General features: G+C 68.3%; 21 protein-coding genes. 9 read left to right on the top strand and 12 right to left on the bottom strand.

Going from position 1 to position 22,418, the window contains the following annotated elements; all coding sequences use genetic code 11:
- Positions 1 to 12: 12 nt before the first annotated feature.
- The 6 genes from PC39_RS02455 to rpe form a co-directional block, all read right to left on the bottom strand.
- The gene (locus tag PC39_RS02455; protein WP_353251785.1) at positions 13 to 432 is read right to left on the bottom strand and encodes an OsmC family protein; all 420 of its coding nucleotides are present in this window, start codon (positions 430 to 432) and stop codon (positions 13 to 15) included.
- 91 nt (positions 433 to 523) lie between these two features.
- Positions 524 to 1,327, bottom strand: coding sequence for an indole-3-glycerol phosphate synthase TrpC (trpC, locus tag PC39_RS02460; protein WP_353251786.1), 804 nt, complete (start codon positions 1,325 to 1,327; stop codon positions 524 to 526).
- Positions 1,324 to 2,355, bottom strand: a complete 1,032-nt coding sequence (gene trpD / locus PC39_RS02465) for an anthranilate phosphoribosyltransferase (protein ID WP_502950840.1) — start codon at positions 2,353 to 2,355, stop codon at positions 1,324 to 1,326. Before trpD ends, trpC begins: the two co-directional genes overlap by 4 nt.
- Positions 2,356 to 2,526: 171 nt before the next feature.
- Positions 2,527 to 3,126: an anthranilate synthase component II gene (locus tag PC39_RS02470; RefSeq protein WP_353251787.1), complete on the bottom strand. Its 600-nt coding sequence runs from the start codon at positions 3,124 to 3,126 to the stop codon at positions 2,527 to 2,529.
- On the bottom strand, positions 3,123 to 4,607 hold the full coding sequence (gene trpE / locus PC39_RS02475; protein ID WP_353252036.1) for an anthranilate synthase component I: 1,485 nt from the start codon (positions 4,605 to 4,607) through the stop codon (positions 3,123 to 3,125). Before trpE ends, PC39_RS02470 begins: the two co-directional genes overlap by 4 nt.
- A 248-nt stretch (positions 4,608 to 4,855) precedes the next feature.
- Positions 4,856 to 5,545: a ribulose-phosphate 3-epimerase gene (rpe, locus tag PC39_RS02480; RefSeq protein ID WP_353251788.1), complete on the bottom strand. Its 690-nt coding sequence runs from the start codon at positions 5,543 to 5,545 to the stop codon at positions 4,856 to 4,858.
- An 87-nt stretch (positions 5,546 to 5,632) separates the two neighbouring features.
- Between rpe and PC39_RS02485 the strand changes: the two genes are divergently transcribed.
- Together PC39_RS02485 and PC39_RS02490 are read left to right on the top strand one after the other, a co-directional pair.
- Positions 5,633 to 6,094 carry a CopD family protein gene (locus tag PC39_RS02485; RefSeq protein ID WP_353251789.1) on the top strand — a complete coding sequence of 154 codons (462 nt, stop codon included), beginning with the start codon at positions 5,633 to 5,635 and terminating at the stop codon, positions 6,092 to 6,094.
- A 64-nt stretch (positions 6,095 to 6,158) separates the two neighbouring features.
- On the top strand, positions 6,159 to 7,046 hold the full coding sequence (locus tag PC39_RS02490) for a phosphoribosylaminoimidazolesuccinocarboxamide synthase (protein WP_353251790.1): 888 nt from the start codon (positions 6,159 to 6,161) through the stop codon (positions 7,044 to 7,046).
- A 68-nt stretch (positions 7,047 to 7,114) separates the two neighbouring features.
- Here PC39_RS02490 and PC39_RS02495 read toward each other — a convergent pair whose 3' ends face one another.
- Positions 7,115 to 8,434 carry a hypothetical protein gene (locus PC39_RS02495; protein ID WP_353251791.1) on the bottom strand — a complete coding sequence of 440 codons (1,320 nt, stop codon included), beginning with the start codon at positions 8,432 to 8,434 and terminating at the stop codon, positions 7,115 to 7,117.
- A 50-nt stretch (positions 8,435 to 8,484) separates the two neighbouring features.
- Positions 8,485 to 10,554 carry a TonB-dependent receptor domain-containing protein gene (locus PC39_RS02500; protein WP_353251792.1) on the bottom strand — a complete coding sequence of 690 codons (2,070 nt, stop codon included), beginning with the start codon at positions 10,552 to 10,554 and terminating at the stop codon, positions 8,485 to 8,487.
- Between the two features lie 340 nt (positions 10,555 to 10,894).
- Here PC39_RS02500 and PC39_RS02505 point away from each other — a divergent pair, with 340 nt between their 5' ends.
- Together PC39_RS02505 and PC39_RS02510 are read left to right on the top strand one after the other, a co-directional pair.
- The gene (locus PC39_RS02505) at positions 10,895 to 12,700 is read left to right on the top strand and encodes a sensor histidine kinase (protein WP_353251793.1); all 1,806 of its coding nucleotides are present in this window, start codon (positions 10,895 to 10,897) and stop codon (positions 12,698 to 12,700) included.
- Positions 12,701 to 12,717: 17 nt separating this feature from the next.
- Positions 12,718 to 13,665, top strand: a complete 948-nt coding sequence (locus PC39_RS02510) for a response regulator (RefSeq protein ID WP_353251794.1) — start codon at positions 12,718 to 12,720, stop codon at positions 13,663 to 13,665.
- Positions 13,666 to 13,783: 118 nt separating this feature from the next.
- Here PC39_RS02510 and prpB read toward each other — a convergent pair whose 3' ends face one another.
- The 3 genes from prpB to PC39_RS02525 form a co-directional block, all read right to left on the bottom strand.
- Complete coding sequence (gene prpB, locus PC39_RS02515; RefSeq protein WP_353251795.1) at positions 13,784 to 14,650, bottom strand: methylisocitrate lyase; 867 nt, start codon at positions 14,648 to 14,650, stop codon at positions 13,784 to 13,786.
- A gap of 150 nt (positions 14,651 to 14,800) precedes the next feature.
- Positions 14,801 to 16,258, bottom strand: a complete 1,458-nt coding sequence (locus PC39_RS02520; protein WP_353251796.1) for an aldehyde dehydrogenase family protein — start codon at positions 16,256 to 16,258, stop codon at positions 14,801 to 14,803.
- Positions 16,259 to 16,342: 84 nt separating this feature from the next.
- Entirely contained in the window at positions 16,343 to 17,011 is a 669-nt protein-coding gene (locus PC39_RS02525; protein ID WP_353251797.1) for a TetR/AcrR family transcriptional regulator, read from the bottom strand.
- 144 nt (positions 17,012 to 17,155) lie between these two features.
- On the opposite strand from PC39_RS02525, the gene PC39_RS02530 reads away from it, so the two are divergent.
- The 5 genes from PC39_RS02530 (at position 17,156) to PC39_RS02550 (ending at position 21,295) form a co-directional block, all read left to right on the top strand.
- Positions 17,156 to 18,343 (top strand): alkane 1-monooxygenase, encoded by a 1,188-nt coding sequence (locus PC39_RS02530; RefSeq protein ID WP_353251798.1) that lies wholly within the window; start codon positions 17,156 to 17,158, stop codon positions 18,341 to 18,343.
- Between the two features lie 79 nt (positions 18,344 to 18,422).
- A complete protein-coding gene (locus PC39_RS02535) occupies positions 18,423 to 19,592 on the top strand; it encodes an alkane 1-monooxygenase (protein ID WP_502950841.1) in 1,170 nt (389 codons plus the stop codon).
- A 97-nt stretch (positions 19,593 to 19,689) separates the two neighbouring features.
- The gene (locus tag PC39_RS02540; RefSeq protein ID WP_353251800.1) at positions 19,690 to 19,857 is read left to right on the top strand and encodes a rubredoxin; all 168 of its coding nucleotides are present in this window, start codon (positions 19,690 to 19,692) and stop codon (positions 19,855 to 19,857) included.
- A gap of 39 nt (positions 19,858 to 19,896) precedes the next feature.
- The gene (locus tag PC39_RS02545) at positions 19,897 to 20,067 is read left to right on the top strand and encodes a rubredoxin (RefSeq protein WP_353251801.1); all 171 of its coding nucleotides are present in this window, start codon (positions 19,897 to 19,899) and stop codon (positions 20,065 to 20,067) included.
- Positions 20,068 to 20,152: 85 nt separating this feature from the next.
- Entirely contained in the window at positions 20,153 to 21,295 is a 1,143-nt protein-coding gene (locus PC39_RS02550; protein WP_502950842.1) for an NAD(P)/FAD-dependent oxidoreductase, read from the top strand.
- On the opposite strand, the gene PC39_RS02555 is transcribed toward PC39_RS02550, so the two are convergent.
- Entirely contained in the window at positions 21,267 to 22,415 is a 1,149-nt protein-coding gene (locus PC39_RS02555; RefSeq protein WP_353251802.1) for an FAD/NAD(P)-binding protein, read from the bottom strand. The genes PC39_RS02550 and PC39_RS02555 overlap by 29 nt on opposite strands.
- Positions 22,416 to 22,418 lie beyond the last annotated feature (3 nt).

Raw genomic sequence — 22,418 nt, forward strand, 5'->3', positions numbered from 1 at the left:
ACGGCGAGAGGGTTATGTCGCGTCCCGCAGCTCGTGGCTGTGCGTGATGTCGACGCTTTCGCGCAGCATGATCGAGGCCGAGCAGTACTTTTCCGCGGACAGGCGCACGGCGCGCGCCACCTGCTTTTCCGACAGGCCGTCGCCGCTGACGATGAAGTGCAGGTGGATGGCGGTGAAGACCTTGGGGTCGGTGTCGGCGCGGGTGCCGTCGACCCGGATGCGGCAGTCGGTCACCGATTGCCGGGCCTTGCGCAGGATGTGCATGACGTCCATCGCGCTGCAGCCGCCCACGCTCATCAGCATCAGTTCCATCGGGCGCATGCCGGCGTTGCCGCCGCCCAGGGCCGGGGGGCCGTCGATGGTGAGGCTGTGGCCGCTGCCGGCGGTGCCGGTGAAACGAAGGTCTTCCTGCCAGTCTATGGTGACGTTCATGGGCTGGACCTGTCTGGTGTCTCAGGTTTCATGTCGGGTGAATGGCGCCGGTGGCGGGTTCGTGTGTCACGAAACCCGGAACACCGGCCGGCTACGCGAGCAGCTCGGCCAACGCCTGTCCCGGATCCGGGCGGCGCATCAGGGATTCGCCGATCAGCAGGGCCGGCACGCCGGCGGCGCGCAGGCGGGCGACGTCCTCGCGGGTATGGATGCCGCTCTCGCTGACCAGCAGACGGCCGGCCGGCACGCGCTCGCGCAGCGCGAGCGTGGTCTCCAGCGTGGTCTCGAAGGTACGCAGATCGCGGTTGTTGACGCCGATCAGGCAACCCTCGTCCAGCGTCAGGACGCGCTCCAGCTCCTCGGCATCGTGCACCTCGGCGAGCACGTCCATGCCCAGTTCCCGCGCCTGGGCGGCCAGCCGCGCCATGCGGGTGTCGTCCAGCGCCGCCGCGATCAGCAGGATGCAGTCGGCGCCCAGGGCGCGCGATTCGGTCACCTGCACGGGGTCGATGATGAAGTCCTTGCGCAATACCGGCAGGGTGCAGGCATCGCGCGCGTCCATCAGGTACTGCGGATCGCCGCGGAAGAATTCGCGGTCGGTGAGCACGGACAGGCAGGCGGCGCCGCCCGCCGCGTATTGCGCGGCCAGCGTCGCCGGGTCGAAATCCTCGCGGATCAGGCCCTTGCTGGGGGAGGCCTTCTTGATCTCGGCGATCACCGCGATGCCGCGCTCGGCGGCCGTCGCGCGCAGGGCCGCGGCGAAGCCGCGCGCCGGCGGCGCCTCGGCGGCCTGCTCGTGCAGCACCTCGGGGGTGCCGTAGGCGTGCAGGGTCTGGATCTCCTCGCGCTTGCGCGCCAGGATGCGCGCGAGCACGTTGTCGGCCGGCGCCGTCATGGTGCCATCCCCTGGGTGAGCTCGGCGAGCGCGGCCAGCCGGTCGCCGGCGGCACCGCTGGCCAGGGTCTCGCGGGCCAGGGCCACGCCGGCCGCGATCGAATCCGCCCGCCCGGCCGTGTACAGCGCGGCGCCGGCGTTGAGCGCGACCATGTCGGCGGCGATGCCGCGCTCGCCGGCGAATGCCCGCCGGATCAGGGCCAGGCTGGCCTCGGCGTCGTCCACCCGCAGGGCGTCCAGGGAGCCGCGCTCCAGGCCCACGTCCTCGGGGGTGATCTTGTAGCTGGTCACCTCCCCGTCGCGCAGCTCGGAGACCCGGCTGGGGGCATTGATGCTGAGTTCGTCCAGGCCGTCCTCGCCGTGCACCACCAGGACGTGGCGGCTGCCGAGCTTGGCGAGCACCCGGGCCAGCGGCTCCGTGAGGTGGCCGTTGAACACGCCCACGACCTGGTTGCGGGCGCCGGCGGGGTTGGTCAGCGGGCCGATGATGTTGAACACGGTGCGGATGCCCAGCTCACGGCGGGGGCCGATGGCGTGCTTCATGGCGCCGTGATGGGCGGGCGCGAACATGAATCCCACCCCCAGGCTGCGGATGCACTCGGCCACCGCCTCGGGGGGGATGTCGAGGCGGACGCCGGCGGCCTCCAGGACATCGGCGCTGCCGGACTTGCTGGAGACCGAGCGGTTGCCGTGCTTGGCCACCCGGCCGCCCGCCGCCGCCACCACGAAGGCGGCCGCGGTGGAGACGTTGAACAGACCCGACCGGTCGCCGCCGGTGCCGCAGGTATCCACGAGCTCGTCGGCGAAGGCCGGATCCACCGGTACCGGCGTGGCCAGTTCGCGCATCACCTCCGCGGCGGCGGCGATCTCGGCCACGGTCTCGCCCTTCATGCGCAGGGCGACCAGGAATCCCCCGATCTGCGCCGGCGTGGCGGCGCCGGTCATGATCGCGCGCATCGCTTCGCGCATGCGTTCCGGGTCCAGGTCGCGGCCCGCGACCACATCGTTCATCAGGGCCTTGTCGATCATTGCGATTTCACGAATGTTTCTTAACGAACCACGGAGGCACGGAGGCACAGAGAGTAGCAATCTTGAAAAGACTGAAGATGCTGAGAGCGCAAAAGTGGCCGAAGCAGGGTCACGGCTGTTTCGCCTTGGATTTTGCGGCCTTGACTCTGTGTTCTCTGTGACTCTGTGGTTTTATCCTGTCTCCGCCACGCCGGTACGTGCCAAAAATGTGCGCAGCATGGCGTGGCCGTGCTCGGAGAGGATCGACTCGGGGTGGAACTGCACGCCCTCGGCGCCGGTCGGGCCGTGGATGAGTCCCATGATCTCGTCGATCTCGCCGTCGGCGCTTTCGGTCCAGGCGGTGATCTCGAATTCCGTCGGCAGGCTCTCCCGGTCCACCACCAGGGAATGGTACCGCGTGGCGGTGAGCCCGTCCGGCAGGTTCGCGAACACGCCGCGGCCGCGGTGCCGGATCACGGAGGTCTTGCCGTGCATCACCTCGCGGGCCCGCACCACGCGGCCGCCGAAGGCCTGGCCGATGGCTTGGTGGCCGAGGCACACGCCCAGGATCGGCAGTCGCCCCGCCAGCCGGCGCACGGTCTCCAGGGACACGCCGGCCTCGTTGGGCGTGCACGGGCCGGGCGAGATCACCACGCCGGCGGGGTCCATGGCCTCGATGTCGGCCACGTCGACCGCGTCGTTGCGCACCACCTCGACGTCCGCCCCCAGCTCGCCCAGGTACTGGACCAGGTTGAAGGTGAAGGAGTCGTAGTTGTCGATCATCACGATCATGAGTTCGCTCCCGTATCCAGCCCCCGGGCGGCCATCGCGGCGGCACGCATCACCGCGCGCGCCTTGTTCATGGTTTCCTCCCACTCGGTCGGCGGGTCGGAGTCGGCGACGATGCCGCCGCCGGCCTGGACGTGGATCTCGCCGCCCTTGAGCACCGCGGTGCGGATGGCGATGGCCAGGTCCATGCTGCCGTTGTCGGCGAGATAGCCGACGGCGCCGCCGTACACGCCGCGCTTGACCGGCTCCAGTTCGTCGATGATCTCCATGGCCCGGATCTTGGGCGCGCCGGAGAGGGTGCCGGCCGGGAAGGTGGCGCGCAGGGCGTCCATCGGGGTCAGGTCGGGGCGCAGCCGTCCGGTCACGTTGGAGACGATGTGCATGACGTGCGAGTAGCGCTCGATGATCATGCGGTCCGTGACCTCGACGCTGCCCACTTCGGCGACCCGGCCGACGTCGTTGCGGCCCAGGTCGATCAGCATCAGGTGCTCGGCCAGTTCCTTGGGGTCGGCCAGGAGTTCCTCCGCCAACGCCGTGTCCTCGGCCGGGGTGGCGCCGCGCGGGCGGGTGCCGGCGATGGGCCGCACCATCACCTCGCCGTCGGTGACCCGTACCAGGATCTCCGGCGAGGAGCCCACGACATGGTGGTCGCCGAAGTTGAAGAAATACATGTACGGCGAGGGGTTCAGGCAGCGCAGCGCCCGGTACAGCGACAGCGGCTCGGCCGTGTAGGGGGCCGACAGCCGCTGGCTGGGCACCACCTGCATGACGTCGCCGGCGCGGGTGTATTCCACGATCCGCCGGACCGCGTCCTCGTAGCCGGCCTGGGTGAGTCCCGAGACGAAGCTGGCGTCGTCCAGCGTGTCGCGGCCGAGATCGGCCTCGGGCATCGCCAGCGGCTGCGACAGTTTCTTCAGCAGCGCGTCCAGGCGGGCGGCGACCCGTTCGCGGTCGGCCTCGTCCCCTTCCAGGTGGTGGCCGATGCAGTACAGCTTGCCGGACAGGTTGTCGAAGACCACCAGTTCCTCGGCCACCAACAGCAGGATGTCCGGCAGGTCCAGCGGGTCCGGCTTGTCGACGCCGGCCAGACGCGGCTCGATGTAGCGCACGGTGTCGTAGCCGAAGTAACCGACCAGGCCGCCGGTCAGGCGCGGCAGGTCCGGCAGGCGCGGCGCCGCGCGGGCATCGGCGAAGGCCTGGATCCAGGCCAGGGGATCGTCGGTCTCGACGCGCTCGAGCACGGTGTCGCCGCGTTCGTGCACCAGCGTGCGGCCGTGCACGCGAATGCGCTCGTCGCAGGGCAGGCCGATGATCGAGTAGCGGCCCCAGCGCTCGCCCCCCTGGACGGATTCCAGCAGGAAGGAGTAGGGCGCGTCGGCCAGCTTGAGATAGGTGGACAGCGGCGTGTCCAGATCCGCCAGTGCCTCGCGGACGAGGGGCAGGCGGCGCGGCTGTCGGGGGTGTCGGGTCTGCTCGGATGTCATGCGGTCGATCTCCTGGACGGGCGTGATGGCGCGGGCGGCCGCAGGGGGCCGCGGCATCGGCTTACGCCGAGGTGCCGTTGCGCCATCGCCACGCGGCGCGGGGAGCGGCCGGCGCGGTCCTGTCCAGAGCGATCGAATGCATGTCGGTGTCTTCGCGTTGCGTTTGTCCGGCGGGCGCCGGGGGCGTCCGCGAACCGCGATTATATGTCAGCTTGCCGCCGCCAGAAACCCGCATGCCCCGTCGCGCCTCAGACGGTCCGCAGCGCGTCCAGCTCGCTGCGCATGGCCGCGACCGTGGCCGCGTAGTCGTCGCCGCCGAAGATCGCGGAGCCGGCGACGAAGGTGTCGGCCCCGGCCGCCGCGATCTCGCGGATATTGTCCTGCTTGACGCCGCCGTCCACCTCCAGCCGGATGGGTTTGCCGGAGGCGTCGATCAACTCGCGCGCCTCGCGGATCTTGTGCAGCGTCTCCGGGATGAAGGACTGGCCGCCGAAGCCGGGGTTGACCGACATCAGCAGCACCATGTCCAGCTTGTCGAGCACGTGCTTGAGCCAGTACAGCGGCGTCGCCGGGTTGAACACCAGGCCCGCCTTGCAACCGGCGTCCTTGATCAGTTGCAGGCTGCGGTCGATGTGCTCGCTCGCTTCCGGGTGGAAGGTGATGTAGTCCGCGCCGGCCTCGACGAAATCGCCGATCAGGCGGTCCACCGGCTTGACCATCAGGTGGACGTCGATGGGTGCCTCGATGCCGTAGTCCCGCAACGCCTTGCACACCGGCGCGCCGAAGGTGAGGTTGGGCACGTAGTGATTGTCCATCACGTCGAAGTGGACCATGTCCGTGCCGGCGGCGAGGACGTTCTCCACTTCCTCGCCGAGCCGCGCCAGGTCGGCGGACAGGATCGAGGGTGCGATGCGGTAGGGCTGGGGCGACAGGGGCATGGCCGGAACCTGCTGGATGTATTGTGCCGGCGCGCTACTCTACCTTAAGCTGCCCCGCGACACAGCATCCTCACGGGCTCCGAACCTATGGCCGCGTTCCTGATCGCCGTGCACGCCCTCGCCGCCGTCGTTTGGGTGGGCGGCATGTTCTTCGCCTACCAGGTCCTGCGGCCCGCGGCGGCCGGTCTTGCCCTGGCCGAGCGGCTGCCGCTCTGGTCCCGAGTCTTCGGCCGTTTCTTCCTCTGGGTCTGGCTGTCGGTGATCGCGCTGCTGGTCACCGGGTACGGCATGATCTTCGGCGTCTACGGGGGCATGGCCGCCGCCGGGACCCATATCCACATCATGCACGGCCTCGGATGGCTGATGTTCCTGGCCTTCGGTCACCTGTTCTTCGTGCCCTGGAAGCGTTTGCGCACGGCGCTGGCCGCCGGTTCCCTGGACGAGGCCGCGCGCCATCTGAACCAGATCCGGTGGATCGTAGCGGTCAATCTCGCGCTCGGCCTGATCGTGGTCGTCGTCGCCAGCGGCGGCCGTTTCGGTCTGGTCTGACGCGCGTTGTCGCGTCAGGTAAGCTAGCGCGCCTTTCCCTCCGTTTTCACAGGGATCACGCGCCATGCCGGAAGCGCTCTATCAGTCCGATCTTCGTAGTCTGACCCTGCTCAATCGCGGCAAGGTGCGCGATATCTACGCGGTCGGCGACGATCACCTCCTGATCGTGGCCACGGACCGCATCTCGGCGTTCGATGTCGTGCTGCCCGATCCGATTCCCGGCAAGGGGGCGGTGCTGACCGAGGTCTCCGATTTCTGGTTCAACCATCTCGCGGGCGTGATTCCCAATCACCTCGCCGACCTGTCCCTGGCGGACGTGCTGCCGGACTCCGGGGAGCGGGCCCAGGTGGCGGGCCGCGCGACCATCGCGAGACGCCTGCGGGCCTTGCCGGTGGAGGCGGTGGTCCGCGGCTACCTGATCGGCTCCGGCTGGAAGGACTATCAACGTACCGGTGCGGTATGCGGCATCGGCCTGCCCGCCGGCCTGGCCCAGGCCGAGCGGCTGCCCGAGCCCATCTACACCCCGTCCACCAAGGCCGAGGTTGGGCAGCACGACGAGAACATCGACTTCGACGCCACCGTCGACCTGGTCGGCGGCGAGCTGGCCGCCCGCATCCGCGACGTCAGCCTCGAAATCTACCGCCGGGCCGCCGAATACGCGCGCGAGCGCGGCATCATCATCGCCGACACCAAGCTGGAGTTCGGCCTGGACGAGGACGACCGGCTGGTCTTGATCGACGAAGTGTTGACCCCGGATTCGTCCCGATTCTGGCCGGCGGACAGCTACCGCACGGGCATCAGCCCGCCCTCGTTCGACAAGCAGTACGTGCGCGATTACCTGGAGACCCTGGACTGGGACAAGACCGCCCCGGGCCCCCGTCTGCCCGCGGACGTGATCGCCAACACCGCCGCCAAGTACCGCGAGGCCCGCGACCGCCTGTTGGCGGTTTGAAGGCACGTTTCCGCCGGCGGACGGCGGCGCGGCCCCGCCGTCGGGCCGCGCCGCGGCTGAAGAACGGCCTAATGCTCGTGGTCGTGGTCCTCATCGTCATGGTCATGGTCGTGGTCGCTCTCGGCGAGCCCGGTCCACGCCAATCCGACGGGAGCGAAGTCCAGTTCGATCGCTTCATCCAGAAGGCCGAGGGTCTCCAGGTCGAGCACGCGGATGGCGCGTTCGGCGGGGTCGGTGATGAAGGCCAGGTCGCCGGCCCCGCTGAAGGCCAGGACGGGGCTGGTGCCGCCACTCGGCGGGACCGAGTCCAGCAGGTGGAGGCGGGTTTCGCGTTGCCAGTCGGTCGTGTCCAGCACGTGCAGATGGCCGGTATTGTCGAGGATCAGCAGGTGTTCGCCATGCGGGTCCAGACCGTATTGAATCGCCTCCACCGGGTCGCCGTCGCCGTCGGTCGCGCCGTCGCGCCAGTCGATCTCCTCCGCGGTGGCGGTCTCCGGGTCGATCGCATACAGGTTGTAACCGGGATAGGCGAAGGCCGCGAATCGGGGCAGGTCCGGCCGGCCCAGCACCAGCGCGATCCGCTCGCTGACGGTCACTTTGGCCTCGTGGAAGTGGTCGCCGTGCAACTCGGCCAGAAGCACGCCGTCCTCGCAGCCGAAGGCGGAGAATGCCCCGTTTGAGGCGCCGCCGTGCAGGCCCGGGCACGCCGTGGCGAGGCTGCCCTCGTCGTGAAAGTGATCGCCATGCAACTCATACACCGTGATGCCGTCGGCTGGATCGCCGTTGGCGGGGCTATGGCTGGCGAGGACGAGTTCGCCGAGAGGCTCGGCGATGCCGTGGTGCGCGGTGTCCAGGGTCTGACCGGCCACGACGCCGCCCGCGGTCAGGCTCTCGTCGGTCAGCAACTGGAATCGGGACAGGTTGGCGGCGCCGGCGTCGCCGTCGTAGAAGAGCGCGGCCTGTTCTCCGTTGATCCGGTAGTGGGTGGGCCGGACACCGGTCAGGATGAAGCCGAGCATGGCGGGATCGTTGGTGTGGACGTGATCCTCATGGCGTGAAATCCCGCTATCCAGGAGCGCCACCTGATCGTTGTCGCGCTGCACGAGCAGGGCGTAGCGTGCTTCCGGGCTGGCATGGACGGCGGTGGCCGGGTAGGTGAGCGCGAAATCCGCGATCGATGCCCGTTCCGTCAGGTCATAGACGTAAACCCGCGAGTTGCTGCCGTTGGCCTCGGTGAACACCAGGCGCCCGGTATGTTCGTGGTCGTGGTCATGGTCATCGCCGCCGGGCAGGGTGGTGCTGCCCGTGTCGTTGTTGCAGGCGGCGAGCAACAGGGTTGCGGCCAATAGCGACGACACATGCAGGTTACTTATTTTAAAGGATTTCATGACGGTTTTCCTGATATAAAACGTTATAACATCTCTTCGAGAGGCGAAACTCAGAATTCAATCTCCACGCCCGTGATCAGGTTGCGGCCGGGAGCGGGCACGGCATCGGCCAGAAACGAGGTGTGATTCCAGACTTCCTCGCCCAGCAGATTGCGGCCGCGTACGAACAGCCGGTAACGCTGTCCGGCATCCACCCGGTAGCCGATGGTGGCGTTGAGCATCTCGTGGCCGGGGGTCGTGGTCTCGAAGTCGGCGATCTTGCGCTGGTCGCGGACGTGATAGAACTCGGCCTCGGCGTCGAACGGCCCCCGGAACGTGTTCACCCGCACGCCCAGCCGGTCCGCCGGCATGCGCGGCAGATCGTCGTTGCCGTCGCTCAGCCGGCCGCGGACCGTGTCCCCGAACAAGGTGGTCGTTAGTCGGTCGTTCCAGCGGTAGGTGAGCTCCAGTTCACCGCCTACGAATTCGGCGTCGTCCTGCGTGTACTTGATCAGCCGGAACGCCTCGATCCGGTCCAGGCTGCGGGCGTATATGTAATCGTCGATGCGGTTGTAGAAGACACCGGCATCGAATGTGAGATCGCCGCGAACCCTGCGCAGGTTGAGGCCGATGTTATGCGAGGTTTCCGGTTCCACGGAGCGGTCGTCCGCTGGGTCGCCGCAGGTCAATTCGGCCGCGACCAGCCCGCATTCGTAGGTATTGGTCGCGAGGTGCACGCCGCGGGCATACATCTCCTGGGCATTCGGCAGACGTTGCGAGCGCGAGAGGGACAGGGCCAGGTTGTAGTCGGGACGGACTTCCCAGACCAGGCCCACGGAGGCGGAGTCGGCGGACATATCCGACGACGGGCGATTGATCGGATCCTTCACGGGATTCAGATCCCGCCGCTCGTGCCGCGCCCCGACCTCCATGTGCCAGCGCTCGGACAGGCGGTAGCGTTCGATCGCGAACACGGCGACGGTTTCCGTGTCGGTCTTGGGCATGAAGGCCTCGGTGCCCTGGGTGTTGAACTGGCTGTCCGAATACTGGGCGCCGACGATGCCCCGCCAGCCGGCCAGCGGTGCGTGCTCGACCTCCACGCGGGTCTCGTAGCCTTCGTGCCGGAAGGTAGTGCCGGCCACGCCGTGTTCGACCTCGTCGTGTCGGTAGTCGCCATGGCTGGAACGCACGCGCACGCGCTCTATGCCGGCCGTCGACGGCCGGTATTCGGCGCGCAGGTCGACCCGGCGGCTGTCCAGGTCGACGTACGGCGATTCGCCACCGTGATCATGGTCGTGATCGTGTCCCGCCCCGCCGCAGACCAGGCTGTCCCCGTCGGCGGTGCAGTCCTCGAATTCGTGGCTGTGCCCGGGCAGGCCGTATTTGTCCGCGCGGTCGGAATAGGCGATGCCGATATAGCCCTTGTCCCCGATCCAGGAGGCGCCCAGCGTGCCCGTGTCGCTCTCGGCGAAGGTGCCGTCGATCGTCGGCACGGTGAACCCGTTGACCTCGTAATCGTCCGCGTCGCGGCGCGCGCCCTCGACCCGGATGGCGAATCGGCCGGCGGCGGGGAGGGTGACGCCGAAGGCGCCGGCCCGTTCGTCGGCCGCGGTATCGCCGCGCACGGAGGCGAAGCCGTCGGCCATGCCGTCCGGCATCCGGGTCGGGATCTTCTCGTCGAGAACATTGACCACGCCGCCGATGGCGCCGCCGCCGTAACGCAGGGTCGCCGGGCCGCGCAAGACCTCGATCTTGCGGGCCAGCATCGGTGTCACGGTCACCGCGTGATCGGGTGAGATCGCGGAGGCGTCGAACAACGAGGCACCGTCCGACAACACGCTGACGCGGGGCGAGCGTTGCCCTCGGATCACGGGGCGGCTGGCGCCCGCGCCGAATGCGTCCGAATGCACGCCGGGCAACCCGTCGAGCGTGTCGCCCAATGTCGCCCGGCTGTTCGTCAACAGATATTCGTCGTCCAGCAGGGAGAATGACGCGGGCGTGTAATCGGCGTCGCCGCCGAACGGCAGGGCGGATATCTCGATCGGTGCCAGTTCGTTCGTGGTGTCCCGGTTCGTATCGTCAACCGTGGCGGCGGATGTTGAAGAGAAGGCAATGCCCAGCAGGGCGCTTACGGCCTGCATGGTCCGAGGGTGGTTGTTTGGCATGGTCGCTCGTTGTCTGGGGAACGCGATTCGTTTCTAAAATAGTTATGTTATAACGTATTAATAATGTGGGCAAGTAGCCGTGGCACATGTCGTCGTTCGCTGACCGCGAGGACCGGGTAACGCGACTGCCCGGGATTCAGCCGGTGCTGCCGGGTGGCACGGAATCCCGGCGGCCGCTGTCACGCGCGGATTCGCCCGCGGATCGTCGGCGCAGGAACGGGCACTTGATTTCGCCAAGAATCCTTGTATCTTCTGGACGGAAGTCGCGCTCCCTCCGGAAGGGACGCCGTGTGCGAGAGCGAGAGGGGAGACCGGGATGCGGGTAAAGCCGATCCTCGTCGGGGCCGCCGCGTTGCTGGCGGTCGCCGGTTTCGGATTTCTGGTGGTGGCGATCCAGGCCCTGGAGCAGGGCAACGAGTCCGAGGTCCGCGCCGAATTGCGGACGTTCGACCGTCTGGGCGCCCATTTCAACGAAGAGCTGGCGCGGGCCCGGCTGTACGTGGATGTGCAGCAGGACGACCTGCTGCGGCACATCGAGCGTATGCGCGAGTTGGCGAGCCGGCTCGGCGACGGCGACACGCCCCTGCGCGGGCTCGATCCGCGGGTGGATGCCGCCCTGGACGCGTACCTCGCGAGCCTGCGCGAGAAGATCGACCTCGCCACCGAGTACGAGAGCCGGAATCTCGCCCTGATCAATGCCCTGGAACTCATTCCCTGGGAATCCGACCGGATTCTCGAGGCGCTGCCCGACGAGAACCGCGGAACCCGTTCCCTGGTCCTGGCCCTCAACAAGGAAGTGCTGACATACGGCATCCTGCCGCGTCCCGACAACCTGGGCCGGGTCGAGGATCTGCTCTATGAGTTGAGCCATGTCCCGCCGGACTTGCCTGCCGAAGTGCAGAACCCCCTGGTGAAGCTGTCCTCGCTGGGCAACGCGGTGCTGATCCAGAAGCCCTGGGTCCAGACCAACATGGAGACGCTGCTCGCCCATCCGGTGGGCGGGAAGCTGTCCGACCTGCAGTCGGCCTACAACGGCTACCGGGCGGAGCGGCTGGCGCTGGCGGGGCAGTACCGATGGCTGCTGGTGGGCTATGCCGCGGCCCTGCTGCTGGGTCTCGGCTGGCTGGGGTGGCGGTTGCGCGACAGTTACCGCAGCCTCGACCTGGCCAACACCCGGCTGCACGAGGCGAACCGGGACCTCGAGGAGAAGGTCGCGGAACGCACCCGGCATCTGGAGGATACCCTGGCCGAACTGAAGACTTCCCAGACCCAGCTCATCCAATCCGAGAAGATGGCCTCGCTGGGCCAGATGGTCGCCGGCGTCAGTCACGAGATCAACACGCCCCTGGGCTACGTGCGCAGCAACAACGACATCGTCGCCGAATCCCTGGACGAGCTGGATGCCCTGCTGCGGTCGTACCGGGACACGCTGGCGATGCTCAATCGTCCGGACGCCGACCTGGACGAGGCCGCGCGCGCCATGCAGGAGCTGGAGACGCTGCAGCGGGAAGTCGATCCGGACGGGGTCTGGGACGAACTGCGGCAATTGTTGGCCGACAACCGGCACGGTCTGGCGCAGATATCGGAGCTCGTCGGCGACCTCAAGGACTTCAGCCGCCTGGACCGTTCGCGCACCGAGTACACCGATCTCAATGCGGGGCTGGATGCGGCGCTCAAGATCTGCCGGAACGTGCTCAAGGATCGCATCGAGGTGGTCCGGCGCTACGGCGAGCTGCCGCAAGTCGAATGCGCGCCCTCCCAGATCAACCAGGTCTTCCTGAACCTGATCACCAATGCCGCGCAGGCGATCGAGGGCGAGGGCCGGATCGTGCTCACCACGCGCCGCGACGGCGATCGCGTGGTGGTGCGCATCCGCGACACCGGCAGCGGCATGGACGAGGAGACGCGATCGCGGATCTTCGACCCCTTCTACACCACCAAGCCGGTGGGCGAGGGCACGGGGCTGGGGCTCGCCATCTGTTACCGCATCGTCAACGAGCACGACGGGCGCATCGTGGTCGCGTCGGCGCCCGGCAAGGGCACCGAGTTCGCGATCGTGCTGCCGCTGCGCCAGCCGGACGAGCGCGACAGCGCGGCCGCCGCCGCGACCGCCGAGGCCTGAACGGGAGAGCCACGCGCATGAGTCACGATACCCCCAATGCCAAGCCGCGCGTGTTGTTCGTGGACGACGAGCAGCGCATTCTCACCAGTCTCAAGATGCTGTGCCGCCGGGATTACGACGTGCGCATCGCCCATGGCGGCGAGGCCGCCCTGGAGGTGTTGCGCAATGCGCCGGTGGACGTGATCGTCAGCGACCAGCGCATGCCGGGCATGACCGGTATCGAGTTGTTACGGCAGGCGCGCGAACTGCAGCCGCGCGCGATGCGTCTGCTGTTGACAGGGTATGCCGACCTGAACGCCATCATCGGCTCGATCAACGAGGGCGAGATATTCCGCTTCATCAGCAAGCCCTGGTCCAACGACGATCTCAAGGCGACGTTGGCCCAGGCCGCGGAGGCGGCGGGTATCGATGTCGCCGACGAGGCGCCCGCGCCGGAAAGCGGTGGCGACGCCCCGGCGGCGGCTCCCGACTCGCAGCCCGGCGTTCTGGTGCTGGAGCCGGACGAGACCCGCCGGCGGGCGTTCCGGGACGTGCTCGGCGACGAGTGCCGGCTGTTCGAGGCGGAGACCCTGGACGGCGCCGTGGAACGGCTGCAGCAGCACGACATCGGCGTGATCATCTCGGACGTGCGGGTGCAGGGCACGCCGATCGTGGACCTGCTGAACCCGCTCAAGCGTTACCAGCCGCACCTGGTGTCGATGATCCTGACCGACCGTGCGGACGCGCACGATGCCATCGAGCTGATCAACCGCAGTCAGGTCTACCGTTTCCTGTTACGCCCCCTGCGGCCGGCGATGTGCCGTATCAGCGTGCGTTCGGCCCTGCAGCAGCACGCCGCGCTCAAGCGCAACCCGGAGCGTACCCGCCGCCACCGCGTGCAGGAGACCGACGAGCGTGCCGGCGGTCTCGGCGAGGGGCTGGTCAACCGCATCCGGATGATGCGGTCGCGGCTGGGGCTGACCTAGCGCGGCAGGGCCGCGTCGTTCCCCGTTTCAGGTTTCGTGTTTCGTGACGCCGTTGCAGGGCATCCGCCGCGGCCCCGCTGTCCGAGAAACATGAAACGCGACACGGGCGGTGTCTCCGTCAGGAGGTGCCGCCGAACAGCTCGTCCAGCTTGTCCTCGTATTCGTGGTACCCGAGGTGCTCGTAGAGCTCGTTGCGGGTCTGCATGGCGACGACCACGTTCTTCTGGGTGCCGTCGGCGCGGATCGCGCCGTAGACCTCCAGGGCCGCCTTGCTCATGGCGCGGAAGGCGGACAGCGGGTAGAGCACCATGCGCACGCCGCGCTCGGCCAGCTCGTCCTTGTGGTAGAGATCGGTGGCGCCGAACTCGGTGATGTTGGCGAGCACGGGCACGCCCAGGTCGACGAAGCGGCGGTACATCTCGATGTCGGTCATGGCCTCGGCGAAGATGTAGTCGGCGCCGGCCTCGACGCAGGCGGCGGCGCGCTCGACCGCGGCATCCAGGCCCTCGACCGCCAGAGCGTCGGTGCGGGCCATGACCTTGAGCTCGTCGCGCGCGTCCACGGCCGCCTTGACCCGGTCGACCATCTCTTGCTGGGTGACGATGGCCTTGCCGGGACGATGGCCGCAGCGCTTGGCCGCGACCTGGTCCTCGATATGCACGCAGGCCGCGCCGGCGCGCTCCATCTCGCGGATGGTGCGGGCGATGTTGAAGGCCGAGCCCCAGCCGGTGTCGATATCCACCAGCAGCGGTGCCGGGGTGGCGGCGGTGATCCGGCGCACATCCTCGAGCACGTCGTTCATGGTGGTCATGCCCAGGTCGGGCAGGCCGTAGGAGGCGTTGGCGACGCCGCCGCCGGAAAGGTAGATCGCGCGGAAACCGCTATGCTCCGCGAGCATCGCGCTGTAGGCGTTGATGGCACCCACGATCTGCAGCGGGTTCTCGGTTTCCAGGGCGGATTGGAATCGTTGCGCGGCGCTCGCCATGGGGTCTCTCCTGCGTTGATCACGAAACCGCCCCCGGGGGTCCGGGGGCGGGAGCGAGCTTCGCATTCTACCGCAGGGCCGTCGCCACCCGGCAGGGTGGTCGACGCAGGCGGGTCGCCGCCCCGGGGGCGGCGGTGCCCCGGCGGTCTTCTAGACGAAGTACTTCATCGTCCATTGGATCAGCTTGCGGGTGAACGGCGTGTACGGCGGCTGCATCAGGAAGCTCGACGAGAAGCGATCGCGCAGGACCGCGCGCTCGTGCGAGAAGGTCTTGAAGCCGAACTCGCCGTGGGCGTTGCCGATGCCGCTGTTGTTGACGCCGCCGAACGGCAGGTTGCCGTGCAGGTAATGCATCATCGCGGTATTGATGCCGACGCCGCCGGAGCTGGTGTTGTTGATCACCCGCTCGATCACGCGGTCGTCCTTGCCGTAGACGTACAGTGCCAGCGGCTTGGGCCGGCTGTTGATGTCCGCGATCGCGTCATCGACGTCGCTGTAGGTCAGGATCGGCATCAGCGGGCCGAAGATCTCCTCCTGCATGATCTCGGCCTCGCGGTCGACATCGGTCAGCAGGGTCGGCGCCAGGAAGTCCTGGGCGTCGTCGTGCAGCCCGCCGGCGACCACGTTGGCGCCGCGCTCGCGGGCATCGTCGAGCAGGTGCTTGATCCGCCCGTAATGCTTGTTATTGACGATGCGGCAGTAGTCGGGGTTGTTCTCGATGCCGTCGATGGAGCCGTACATGCGTTCCAGCGAGGCCTTCACCTCCTCGACGAAGGCATCCTTGATGTCCTCGTGGACATAGGTCAGGTCCGGCGCGATGCAGGTCTGACCGTTGTTGGCGAACTTGCCCCAGACCAGGCTGCCGACGGCCTTCTTGAGGTTGGCGCTCTTGTCCACCACGACCGGGGACTTGCCGCCCAACTCGAGTGTGACCGAGGTCAGGTGCTTGGACGCGGCACCCATCACGATCTTGCCCACCGCCGGCGAGCCGGTGAAGAAGATGTGATCGAAGGGCTGGGCCAGCAGGCTCTGCGAGGTCTCGACCGCGCCCTGGAAGGTGGCCACCTCCTGCTCGTCGAACAGCTCGCCCATCATGTCCTCCATGAGCCGGGCGCAGTGCGGCGTCATCTCCGAGGGCTTGAGGATCGCCGTGTTGCCGGCGGCGATCGCCGACACCAGCGGCATCAGCGTGAGATTGATGGGGTAGTTCCACGGCGAGATGATCAGGCAGACGCCGCGCGGCTCGTAATGCAGCCGGGCCTGGGTGCCGAGCATCGCCATCGTGGGCCGGACACGCTTGTCCTTCATCCACTTCTTGGTGTGGCGGATGGCGTCGTTGGCCTCCATGACGATCGGCAGGATCTCGGTCATGTCGACCTCGGCCTCGGGCTTGCGGAAGTCCTCGTAGCAGGCCTTGTAGATGTCCTCGGCGCGATCCAGCACCATTTCCTTGAGGCGCTTGATCTTGGCCACCCGTTCGGCGGCGGTGCTGGTGCGCAGACGCAGGGCGTAGGCCTGTTGCTTGGCGAAGACACGCTCGATCTCGGCGCGCTGTGCCTCGGCGCTGCCGGCGGCGTCGCGGTTGATGTCCTGGACGGCGGTACTCATGTGATCTCTCCTCCTTCGGCCTATACCTTGACCGTTGTCGACCGAATGTACGTTCAATAGACCGTCAAAGTCCAACGTGCCGACTCAGGCAGAGGCCGGGTCCGGCAGGCCCGCCACGGCGGCCTCGGTGGCGATCTCCGCCAGTTGCGAGCCGTCGGCGTGGGCCCGGAAGAAGGTGTGTGCCAGCACCTGGATCAGACGTCGGCTGCGTTCCGGCGTGTTCCGGCGCAGGGGCAGGATGATGGCCTCCATGGTGGCGATGAAGGCATCCGCCATGTCCTGCACGGGAAGTCGCAGGTCGAGCTGGCCGGCCTCGCCGGCCTGGCTCAGGCTACGGGCGATCAGGGCCGCGGAGCTCTCCTCGAATTCCAGTTGTACCGCACGCGCCTCGGGCACGTCGGCGGTGGCCGGCTGCAGCCAGTAGCCGGCCACCCCCTCGCGGACGCGCCCGTCCTCCAGGAGGGTGCCCATGCCGGTGAACACCGCGAGCAGCCGCGCGAGCGGATCGCGCTCCGCCAGGAGATGGGAGAAAACGTGTTCGCGGAACAAGGCCGTGAGCTGGCGCATGCAGTCGGCGTAGAGGGCCGGCTTGCCGTCGTAATGCCAGTAAAGGGCGGCCTTGGTCACGCCGGCGGCCCGGGCGACGTTGAGCATGGACACACCGTCGTAGCCGTAACGCCCGAACAGCGCGAAGGCCGCGTCGCGTATCTCCGCCAGGGTGTCGCCCTGTTCGCTGGCAGGCCGCCGTCCCATATATCACGTGTCCCGTCCGGAAAACGTCCATGATAGCGTATCATGGAATTGACTTACCGTTCGGTTAATTATAGGGTGCGTTCCTGCGGCCCGAGTGGGTCGCGAATGAACCGGGTTCCGGCACGACATCGGAGGTGAACGAACATGAGTACCACTGCCGCCGCCCTGGCCCGACAGCACGACCGCAAGCGTCATCTGTGGGTGTGGGGCATCATCGTCGCGTTCCTGCCCATGATCGGCGGCGCGCTGGCCTGGTTGACCGGCTGGAGCGCCATGTGGTTCTTCGCGCCGTTGTTCGTCTACGGCGTGATCCCGGTGGCCGACTACCTGGTGGGCACCGACAGCGGCAACGCCCCCGAGAGCGTGCTGGAGGCCCTGGAGGACGACCCCTATTACCGTTGGTGTACCTATCTGTTCGTGCCCGCCCAGTACATCGTGATCGTCTGGGCCGCCTGGCTGGTGGGCAGCGGCGAACTCGGCTGGGTGGCCCTGGCCGGCCTGACCTGGTCGGTGGGCATTCTCTCCGGCGTGGGCATCAACACCGCGCACGAGCTCGGACACAAGCGGCCCGAGCACGAGAAGCGCCTCGCCAAGATCGCGTTGGCCCCGGTGGCCTACGGTCATTTCTTCGTCGAGCACAACAAGGGTCACCACCGCCGGGTGGCCACGCCGGAGGACCCGGCCAGCGCCCGCATGGGCGAGTCGTTCTGGCGCTTCTTGCCGCGGACCGTGATCGGCAGTCTGCGTTCGGCCTGGGAGATCGAGCGGACGCGCCTGGCCCGCAAGGGCAAGGGGCCCTGGACCTGGGAGAACGAGAACCTCCAGGCCTGGAGTCTCACGGTACTGTTGTTCGGCGGATTGACCGTGGCCTTCGGCTGGCCGGTGCTGCCCTTCCTGATCGTGCAGGCCGCGCTGGGTGCCTCGCTGCTGGAGGCCGTCAACTATGTGGAGCATTACGGCCTGCTGCGGCAGAAGGGCGAGGACGGCCGCTACGAGCGTTGCCGGCCCGAGCACTCCTGGAACAACAACCATATCGTGACCAACGTGCTGCTCTATCACCTGCAGCGGCACTCGGATCATCACGCGCACCCGACCCGGCGCTACCAGGCGCTGCGCCACTTCGACGACGCGCCGGAGCTGCCCACGGGGTACGCGGGCATGATCGTGCTGGCCTACCTGACGCCGCTCTGGTACCGGGTGATGGACCCCAAGGTGGTGCGGCACTACGGTGGCGACATCCGCCGGGCCAATCTGCAGCCGGGGCGCGAGGCCGACCTGTTGGCGAAGTATCCGCCGCCGGCCGCCGCGGCCCGGGAGGCGGCAGACGCATGATGACGCGCCTTTATGTCTTCCTGTAATGTTACATTGCTCAATGTAACTATAAGCCCGATATGCGGGCGGGAGGGATGATATGTCCGGCATGACTCTGGCACAGGCGCGGGAATACGATCGCAAGCGGCATCTCTGGCCGATGGGTTTCGGCATCGTGCTCGTGGTCGGCGGCCTGACGGTGTACGGGCTGCTGACCGGCCTGCCGTGGCTGTTGTTCAGCGCGCCGGTGGTGGTCTACGGCGTGGTGCCGCTGGCCGACTGGCTGATCGGCAGGGATAGCTCGAACCCGCCGGAGGGGGCTCTGGCAGCCCTGGAAGACGACCCTTATTACCGCTGGTCGACCTATATCTATGTGTTGATCGAGCTGGTCTTCTTCGGTCTCGTGGCCTGGGTGATCGGGACCTGGTCGCTGTCCTGGGCGGAATGGGTCGGCCTGACCTGGACTATCGGCATCCTCTCCGGCATCTCCATCAACACGGCCCACGAGCTGGGCCACAAAAAGCCGAAGCTGGAACGTTGGCTGGCGCTGGTGGCGTTGGCCCCGGTGGCCTACGGTCATTTCTTCGTCGAGCACAACAAGGGTCACCACCGCCGGGTGGCCACGCCGGAGGACCCGGCCAGCGCCCGCATGGGCGAGTCGTTCTGGCGCTTCTTGCCGCGGACCGTGATCGGCAGCCTGCGCTCGGCCTGGGAGATCGAGCGGACGCGCCTGGCTCGCAAGGGCAAGGGGCCCTGGACCTGGGAGAACGAGAACCTCCAGGCCTGGTCCATGACTGTCGTCCTCTGGGGCGGTCTGATGGCGGCCTTCGGTGTCGAACTGTTCCCGTTCCTGGTGATCCAGGCGGCGCTCGGCGCTTCGCTGCTGGAGGCGGTGAATTACGTGGAGCATTACGGCCTGCGCCGGCAGAAGCTCGACAACGGCCGCTACGAGCGTTGCCGGCCCGAGCATTCCTGGAACAACGATCACATTGTGACCAACATCTTCCTGTTCCATCTGCAGCGGCACTCGGATCACCACGCGCACCCGACCCGGCGCTACCAGGCGCTGCGCCACTTCGACGACGCGCCGGAGCTGCCCACGGGGTACGCGGGCATGATCGTGCTGGCCTACCTGACGCCGCTCTGGTACCGGGTGATGGACCCCAAGGTGGTGCGGCACTACGGTGGCGACATCCGCCGGGCCAATCTGCAGCCGGGGCGCGAGGCCGACCTGTTGGCGAAGTATCCGCCGCCGGCACCGGCGGGTTGAGGCGGGCGTCGGCATGGCGGCCGCCGCCGCGCGGTCGCCGCGTTTTTTGGTACGCTTGCGAGCCGATACGTCGGGTCGCGGGCCGGAGGAGAGCGTCATGGCGCGTTATCAATGCGACGATTGCGGTTTCATTTACGATGAGGCGGAAGGCTGCGAACGCGAGGGTTTCCCGCCCGGCACCCCCTGGTCCGAGGTGCCCGAGGACTGGGCCTGCCCCGACTGCGCGGTCCGCGAGAAGCCGGATTTCATCAAGCTGGACGACTGACGCCGCGGCGTCGGTGTCACGAGGGAAACAGGAGTACCGATGAGGAAGTGGGAGTGCATCATCTGCGGGTTCGTGTACGACGAGGCCGAAGGCATGCCCGAGGAGGGCATCGAGCCCGGCACCCGCTGGGAGGACATCCCGGACGACTGGACCTGTCCGGATTGCGGCGCCCCCAAGGACGACTTCGAGATGATGGAGATCGACGAGTAGTCCGTCACTTCGCCGGATCACGGGCCGGCGGCCCCGCGGCCGCCGGCCTTTTCATTGCAACCCCGTCGCAGGAGAGGCGCGAATCATGCAGCCGATCGTCATCGTCGGTACCGGCCTGGCCGGCTACGGCGCGGCCCGCGAGCTGCGCAAGCACGACCGCGAGACGCGGCTGATCCTGGTCAGCCGCGACGACGGTGCCTCCTATTACAAGCCGGATCTGTCGGAGGCGCTGACCAAGGGCCACGCGCCCGACGACTTGGTCAAGAAGACGGCCGAGGCCATGGCCGAGGAACTGGACGCCGAGGTGCGCACGCACGCGGAGGTCTCCGCCATCGACACGGCGGCCCGGACCGTCACCGTGAACGGCGAGGCCCTGGCCTACCGCGACCTGGTGCTGGCCAACGGCGCCGAGCCGATCAGCATCCCGCTGGCCGGCGACGGCGTCGACGAGGTGTTGAAGGTCAACGACCTGCAGGACTATCGCGTGTTCCGTTCGCGGCTCGAGGGGGCCGACAGCGTCGCGATCCTCGGGGCCGGCCTGATCGGTTGCGAGTTCGCCAACGACCTCGCCAACGCCGGGTTCACGGTCCATAACATCGATCCTATCGATTGGCCGCTGCAGCGATTCCTGCCGGAGGCGCCGGGTCGTGCCCTGGAATCGGCCCTGGCGGATCTCGGCGTCGACTGGCATCTGGGCACGATGGTCGAGGGCGTGCAGCGGGCCGGCGACGGTTTCGAGCTGTCCCTGTCCGACGGCGGCAGCCTGAATGCCGATCTCGTGTTGTCCGCGGTCGGCCTGCGTCCCGACATCGCGCTCGCCGAGTCCGCCGGGCTGGAGGTGGACCGCGGCGTGGTGGTCGATCGCGAGTTGCGTACCAGCGATCCCCACGTTTACGCCCTGGGCGACGTCGCCGAGGGCGGGGGACACGTCCTGCCGTTCGTGATGCCGCTGATGAATGCCGCCCGGGCCCTGGGCAAGACGCTGGCCGGTGAATCGACGGCGGTGCGCTATCCGGTGATGCCGGTGATCGTGAAGACGCCGGCCTGCCCGACCATCGTCTACCCGCCGCGCGCCACCGACGGCGAGTGGACGGTCAGCGGCGATGCGCCGGACCTGGAAGCGCGCTACCTCGACGCCGAGGGCAAGCTGGACGGATTCGCCCTGACCGGCGAGGCCACCGGCAAGCGCCGGGATTACATCAAGGAAGCGCCGCCGCTGCTCGCCTGATATCCGTGTCCGCGGCGCGGGCCAGCCGCTCGGCGGCCGCGCGGGCGCCGCGGATATTGCCCGCCATCGGTCCCAGCACCAGCTCCGCGAGCCGGCCGGCCACGAACAACCCCGGCAGCCATTCCAGGTTCTCCGCCGGGCGGGGAAAGCCGCAGGGCGCCAGCGGCGGCCCCTGTTCCTCGATCAGGTCGCGCAACAATCGCCCACCCGGCGGTACGTCTTCGAAGCCCGTCGCCAGCCGTAGCGTATCGACGCGCAGACGCCGGCCGTCGGCCAGAGTCGGGCCGGCGTCGCCGAGACCGGCGATCTCGCCCCGGACCAGTCGGACGCGGCCCTCGGCCAGTGCCGCCGCGAGCCGCGCATGGATGTCGGGCGGCAGGCTGCCCGGGCGGCGGGCCGCGCGGATCAGCCGGCGCCGGTGGCGTGGATCGCGGGCCGCGGCGAACGGCACCATGCAGCGCGGTCCGGCGTAGCAGGGCTCGCTGTCGAAGGTCGCCTGCCGGATCGGGCCGCGGCTCACCAGCCACACGCGTCGGCCTGCGCCGGCGAATGCCAGGGCGGCCTGTGCCGCGCTGATCCCGCCGCCGATCACCGCGATCTCGCCATCCGCCGGCGCCGCCGCGGGCACCGGATCGAACAGATGCGGCATGCCGGTTGCCCAGGCGGGGCGGCGCACCGGCGGCGGGCCCGGCGCCAGGAGCACGCGCCGGGCGCGGTAGTGGCCGTTGTGCGTATGCAGGCGCCAACCGCCGGATAGGCGCGCCAGGTGGGTCACGCGCTCGGGGATGCGCGGCGTCGCGTTCGCCGCCAGCGCGGCCGCGGCGTGCGCCTCGAACAGCGCGCGCGACGGCCGCCGGTAACGGCCGAGCAGGTGGCGGGTGTCGTAGCCCTGGGCGTGTGCGAAGGCGAGCAGGCCGTCGCCCGGACCGCCCAGGTGGTGGGCGGCCGGCGAGCGCAGGTGATCCATGCCGCAGGCCGCGGCGCGGCGCCGCCAGGCGGCCAGCGGATCGGACTCGGGATCGAAGACCGTCGGCTCGCCCGCGCCGGTCTGCCGCAGACGCCGCGCCAGGAAGGCGCCGTGCAGGCCGCCGCCGACGATGGCCCAGTCCAGCTCGGGCATCGT

The organism is Salinisphaera sp. PC39 (assembly GCF_040361335.1).
In the GTDB taxonomy this organism is placed as follows: Bacteria; Pseudomonadota; Gammaproteobacteria; order Nevskiales; family Salinisphaeraceae; genus APNM01.